General features: G+C 68.4%; 4 protein-coding genes and 1 pseudogene. 2 read left to right on the forward strand and 3 right to left on the reverse strand.

The features are described from left to right. Positions 1-1,136: 1,136 nt before the first annotated feature. On the reverse strand, positions 1,137-1,586 hold the full coding sequence (locus ACIPJI_RS22140; RefSeq protein ID WP_402248215.1) for a Ku protein: 450 nt from the start codon (positions 1,584-1,586) through the stop codon (positions 1,137-1,139). 253 nt (positions 1,587-1,839) lie between these two features. Between ACIPJI_RS22140 and ACIPJI_RS22145 the strand changes: the two genes are divergently transcribed. Beyond that, positions 1,840-2,115, forward strand: a complete 276-nt coding sequence (locus ACIPJI_RS22145) for a hypothetical protein (RefSeq protein ID WP_356619878.1) — start codon at positions 1,840-1,842, stop codon at positions 2,113-2,115. Positions 2,116-2,201: 86 nt separating this feature from the next. On the opposite strand, the gene ACIPJI_RS22150 is transcribed toward ACIPJI_RS22145, so the two are convergent. Beyond that, complete coding sequence (locus tag ACIPJI_RS22150) at positions 2,202-4,079, reverse strand: rhamnogalacturonan lyase (protein ID WP_402248217.1); 1,878 nt, start codon at positions 4,077-4,079, stop codon at positions 2,202-2,204. Positions 4,080-4,412: 333 nt separating this feature from the next. On the opposite strand from ACIPJI_RS22150, the gene ACIPJI_RS22155 reads away from it, so the two are divergent. Continuing rightward, a complete protein-coding gene (locus ACIPJI_RS22155; RefSeq protein WP_402248219.1) occupies positions 4,413-5,510 on the forward strand; it encodes a hypothetical protein in 1,098 nt (365 codons plus the stop codon). Positions 5,511-5,519: 9 nt separating this feature from the next. On the opposite strand, the pseudogene ACIPJI_RS22160 reads toward ACIPJI_RS22155, so the two are convergent. Beyond that, positions 5,520-5,931 (reverse strand): annotated as a pseudogene (locus ACIPJI_RS22160) (IS5 family transposase); the annotation flags it as partial. Positions 5,932-6,000: the final 69 nt, after the last annotated feature.

Below are 6,000 nucleotides of genomic sequence, written 5' to 3' on the forward strand. Positions count from 1 at the left end.
TGCGCGACGTTCCGTGCACGAGCAGCGCGAACATCCCCGCCCGTGAAGTCGAGGGCCGCAGGCAGGTCGGGGTGATCTTGCCTTGGCATGCAGCCCATGACCTTGCGGCCACACCCCAAGCCATGCGTACTTGTCGAGCGTTTCACCAGCTCACAGCGTGATAGCTGACGCCCCCGCCCTGTCCGTCATCATCTCCCGCGGAAGTAACTCGGATGCGGCGCCTGGTTGTACGCGGTGTTCTGCCAGGCCGATTTCCTCAACTGCAGCAACACGACCGGCGATCCCCGTCGATCACATCTCCCCTGCTCAGAACGGTTCCGATGCGTTCCGATTCGGAGCCGAACCAGTGTTGATCTGAGGATCTACGGGCCTCCCCATTTGCTCCCCGCTCCCCAAATTCTCCCCAGCCGCGCCCCCGGATCAGCCCTTGGCCAGGGCGTCTACAGCAGAAAGCCGCCCCCGACCGATGGATCGGGGCGGCGCTGCCTCTGTGTCTACGAGCCGAGGCTCCCCCGGCCGATAATCCAGTCCACGGCGAGCGGCGCACCCTCGACGCTCGTTCTCCATCCTCAGGACACAGCAGCCACAGGCGGCAAGCTCATACCGCTCACCCCTCGGGGTGGTGATGTCGTCGACGTGGGTCACGTAGACGTCCGTCTCACTACAGCGGAAGCAGGATCCGATCCGCCACTCGTAGAGGGGCCGGATCCGATCCGCCACTCGTAGAGGGCGAGGATCGCATCTGGGGTCATGGCCGTCTCCGCGATGGTTGGCGATAGGCGACGCGTGGTCGCGGGGGTATTCACTCCGATCTCGCCCTGCCCAGCGAATGCGGTCCCCACGCGACGGTTCACCCCTTCGCGTGAACGTGCGTTCGAATAACCCACTGTAGCTGTAGTCCTGCGGCATATGCCAGCGCGCCGCAGGGCTATTACGTCACCGAAGAACCCGAAGGTCGTCGAACAATCAAGATCCAAGAAAACCGCAGAACTGCTGTGTCTGCAGGTGGCTGAGCGGGTGCAGGCGGCGGGGACGCCCACGCTGAGGCGACCGGGCAGAACCGGTACGAGGTCGAGCAGGAAGTGAAGCGGCGGGCCCGGGAAGGCTGACAGCAGCAAGCCCCGCCGTCCGGTGCATCACGCCGGCGACGGGGCCAGAAGCAATCCCGACTTGCTCGGGGATCGATACCTCAGTGTCTCAGGCGGCACTGACAGTCCAGGGGCTACGGCCAGGCTGCCAGCTGCCGCCCGTCGCCCTCGTCGGTAAGGGTGTGATGCGCGCCCCGTCGGTGCTGCCTTGCCCGAACGCTCGAGGGCTTGGCGCAGCAGCTCGTACGGCTTCGCGGAGACCTGGCCGTCGGCCTCCAGGTAGTAGGAGTCGCCGATCCGGACGGGGTCGATCGACTCGGCCGGCACGAACGCGATGATGTCGATGGCCTTCGCGGTGGGGAGCGGCATGCCCTCGAGGTCCTGGTCGGTGACCGGGATCAGGGTGTCTTTGGAGATTTCGTAGCCCTTGACGATCTCGTCGTCGCAGAGCTGCCGGCCGTCCAGCTCGCAGATCTTGCGGTAGCGGATGCGGCTCATGTCCTCAAGGTGGACCTACCGGAAGGAGATGCTTGGTCCTCGGTGGCGTTGACGAAGGCCGAAGCTGATGGCGCCGGACCAGATGGGGCGGGGCATGACGAACCTCCACGACGGCCCCGAGCATGGCCAGCCTACGACCGGCTCTGGCTGGATGCACGCGCGTGATCTGCGTTCCGTGCCCTCCAGATGCGAGCGCCCGCCAGCCGGGCGACCCTGGTGAGCGTCCCTGCCCCCCCACACACCAGGGAGACCCATGATCATCCAGAAGCTGCACGAGAAGGGCATCCGCAGCGAGCACGCCTACACCGCAGCCTTCGCCTCCATCGGCCTGTCCATCGCCACCTGGGCCCTGTCCCTCAACGCCGAACCCGGCGCCGGCATCGCCCGCGCCGACCGGTGGGGCATCTTCATCGGCGAATGGGCACCCACATTCTTCGGCCTCGGGCTGGCGCTCTCCCACTACGAGCAGCAGGACGGCACGCTCACCGCCAGCGTCCACCCGATGTACCCGGAGCGAGAAGCCATGTAGGACAGCACGACGCCCGCCCCTCGCGAGATCAGGGGCGGGCGTTCTGCTGGGGAGGCGGACCAGCTACGACCCCGCTCTACCCGTCGTCATCTCCCGAGGAAGTAACTCGGATGCGGCGGCTGGTTGTACGCGGTGTTCTGCCAGGCCAGGCCAGTGCGGTACATGCGGTCCTGGAGCAGGGTGGTGAACCGCTTGTCCGTCTCGATGGGCGTGGAGTAGATCCGCAGGGCGGTGTCGCCGGTCGTCGGCCAGACGACTTCCTCGCGCCAGTCGCCCAGGATGTCGCCCGAGAGCGACGGAGTGGACTTCGTACCGTTGTTGGAGTGCACGCCGGAGGTCGTCAGCAGCCTCGTCTCGCCGCTCGTGCCGTACTTGTCGATCCGGGTGCCGTCCAGCAGTTCACGCGTCGTGTCACCGTCCCACCAGGCGAGGAAGTTGGCCGACGACGGCTCGCGGCCGCGGGTGCTGCCGTTCTTGTCGCGGATGGAGGAGTCGGCCGCCGACCACATCTCGGCGCCGGCGTTGCCCGCCCAGATGTCGCCGGCCACGCCGCGGCCGTTGTCGCTGCCCGATCCGGTCTTCCAGCGGACGCTGCCGTTCGCCGGGTCGAGGTACAGCGAGGACGGCTGGCTGGTGGACTCGGAGACCTTGAAGTACTCGAGGCCCGGGTCGTCCGGGTCCAGGTCCGCCAGGTGCTGGGCGTCGCCGTGGCCGGTGCGGGTGGTCCACAGTCCGCTGCCGTCGTCGTCGACGGCCATCGCACCGTAGACGATCTCGTCCCTGCCGTCGCCGTCCACGTCTCCGACGGACAGGCTGTGGCTGCCCTGGCCGTCGTAGCCCTTGCCCTGGTTGGCGGAGCTGTTGGTGTCGAACGTCCAGCGGCGGGTGAGCCGCCCGTCCCTGAAGTCCCAAGCGGCGATGACGGACCGGGTGTAGTAGCCGCGGGCCATGATCAGGGAGGGTGTGCTGCCGTTCAGGTACGCCGTGCCGGCGAGGAAGCGGTCGACCCGGTTTCCGTAGCAGTCGCCCCAGTTGCACACAGTGCCGCGCGCGGGCACGTAGTCCACGGTGGAGACCGCGACTCCGTCCGAACCCCGGAACATCGTGAGGTACTCGGGGCCGGTCAGGATCCGGCCATCGCTGTTGCGGTGGTCCGCACCGGAGTTGCCGATCACCGTGCCCTTGCCGTCGCGGGTTCCGTCGGCGGTCTTCATCGCCACCTCGGCCCTGCCGTCGCCGTCGTAGTCGAAGACCTGAAACTGCGTGTAGTGCGCGCCCGACCGGATGTTGCGGCCGAGGTCGATGCGCCACAGGCGGGTGCCCTCGAGGGTGTAGCCGTCGACGATGGTGTTGCCGGTGTAGCCGGCCTGGGAGTTGTCCTTGGAGTTGGTGGGGTCCCACTTCAAGACGATGTCCAGGTCTCCGTCGCCGTCGAGGTCGCCGACGGAGGCGTCGTTGGCCGCGTAGCCGAAGTCGGAGCCGCCGGCCGGTTTGGAGATGGGTACGTCCAGGTAACCGGCGCGCAGTTGGACGGCGTGTGCGGAGAAGCCCTGCTCCTGGCCGTTGACGACGGCCTTCACCTGATAGTCGGCGTGGGACGGCGCGTTCTTGTGCCGGAAGTTCGTCGAGCCGGTTATCGGCTGGTCGTTGACCTTCGTACCGGCACGGTAGACGTTGAACGCCACGTTGCCGGGGTCGCCTGCCAGCAGGCGCCAGCTGACGAGGTTGTCCGCCCCGTCGTGGACGCTGACCAGTCCGCGGTCCAGGTTCTCCGCCTGCGCGGTGGCGGCGGCCGTGACCGGACCGGTGGTGTTCGCGGTGGAAGCCGGGGAGGCGGACGGGGACGAGAGGGCGAACGAGAGCGTTGCCGCCCCGCCGAGGACCAGGCCGCCCGCAAGGCCTGCTGCCCCGATCCTGCGCAGATGTCTCGGGCGCCTGTGGCGGCCGTCGAGTCCGATTCGCACGTGTCCTCCTGAAGTCGGCGGTGGAAATCCGGGCCGTTGCTGCTCTGTCCGTCGCCGCCGCCCATGGGAAGGTTGCCGCCTCCTTCGTGGACAAGTTGCCGTGGTGTGTGCGGTGTTGGGGTGCACCGGCGCTCGCAGCGCCCACCTTCCTCGCCGCGCTGGTTCGCGGCGGGTCGGGTCGGGTCGTGTCGCGGGCGGGTCGGCCGGACGCCGTGGTGGTTGCGGCCTTCCGGACATCGTCGCTCTGCGACAGACTTGGGTCTTGGGCAACGACAGGCTCCGGCGCCGCCGCCCGGCGGGTGACCAGGTGCTTCCGTGGAGGGGGACTCTGCGATGGCCGACGCACCGACCGACGCACTGACCGACGACGAGGTGCTCGCGGCCGTCGCCGAGCACCGCGGACGCTCGGGCGACACGGAATGGCAGCGCCTGGCGAACAGCGCCAGGATCGAGCACCAGCCTCTCCTCGACTGCACCGTCACCCGCTGCATCGAGTCGCGGACGACGGGTGAGCAGACCCGCCCCGCGCCGTTCGACCTGTCGGGACGGCCGGTCGTCGACGACCTGGACGCCTATCGGCAGGACCCGCCGAAGAATCCTCGCCGGCGTGAGACCGTGCACCTCGTTCTGGACGGTTCGGTCCGTGAAGTGCCGTGCCACGACTGCAGCAACGGCAAGCAGCAGTGCCCCAACTGCAAGGGGACGGGTCGCCTGCAGTGCGAGCCGCAGGTGCCGTGCACGGACTGCAAGAGCGTCACTTCCTGCACCAAGTGCCGCGGGCGGGGAGGATCACGCAAGGCTCCCGTGACACCCGTCGCGCCGCAGAAGGTGAAGCGGCCAGGCGTACGCGTCGACTGCGCCCTGTGCGAGGCGTCCGGCACGGCGTGCCCGCGCTGCCTGGGCTGGGGAAAGACGCTGTGCACCGACTGCGGCGGGGACGGCAAGGTGAAGTGCCGGCACTGTCAGGGGCGGGGACGGTGGAGCTGCGACACATGTACCGGCAAGGGGCGCCTCACCGTCTGGCGGGGCGCGACCATCACGCGGGCGCCGGAGGACCAGGACGTGACTCCCCCGCCGCCGCGTGCGCCGTGGATCATCCGGTCACGACTGAAGGGCAGGGGCGCGTGGCGGGAGACCGTGGTGGGGGCGAAGGACCGCTTGCCCGAGGATCTCGCCGCTCACCATCGTTCCGCGATCGAGCGGAGCCTCGTCAAGAAGAAGGGCGAAGTGACCCGGCAGGTCTCGATCCGCCACCTTCCGCTCGCGCGCGTGGTGCTGGCGGAGGAACAGGACCGCGTCTATTACGTCTACGCGGGCGTGGCCCGGCACCAGGTGACCTGGATCCCGTCGCGCCGCTGGGTCTCGCGTGTCGCTGCGGGGGCCGCCGCCGCCATGACGACGGCCGTGCTGCTGTTCGTCGCGCTGCGCTGACTGATCGTTTCAGAATGCGGTTCGGAGTCGTCTCAAGCGGATAATGCTGCACGCGAGTTGGAGCAGGCCGAGGTGGAGATCGGCGCGTATCTCGTAGCGGATCCGTAGCCGCTTGAACTGGTGGAGCCACGCGAAGGTCCGCTCGACGACCCAGCGGGTCCTGCCCAGACCGGAGCCATGGGCTGTGCCCTTGCGGGCGATCTTCGGTGTGACGCCGCGGGCCCGCAGGAGGCGGCGGTACTTGTCGTAGTCGTAGCCGCGGTCCGCGAACAGCCGGCCCGGGCGGTGCCTCGGGCGCCCACGGACCCCGCGGATGCGGGGTATCGCGTCCAGCAATGGCATCAGCTGAGTGACGTCGTGATGGTTTCCGCTGGTCAGCGAGATAGCCAAGGGGGGTTCCGTGGCGGTCGGTGATCAGGTGGTCCTACGTTGTTGGCGGGTTGGATGGGCCGTCGTAAGGTCCAGAGATCCAGAGACGCCGGGTATGGCT

It is taken from the genome of Streptomyces sp. NPDC086835 (assembly GCF_044745705.1).
In the GTDB taxonomy this organism is placed as follows: Bacteria; Actinomycetota; Actinomycetes; order Streptomycetales; family Streptomycetaceae; genus Streptomyces.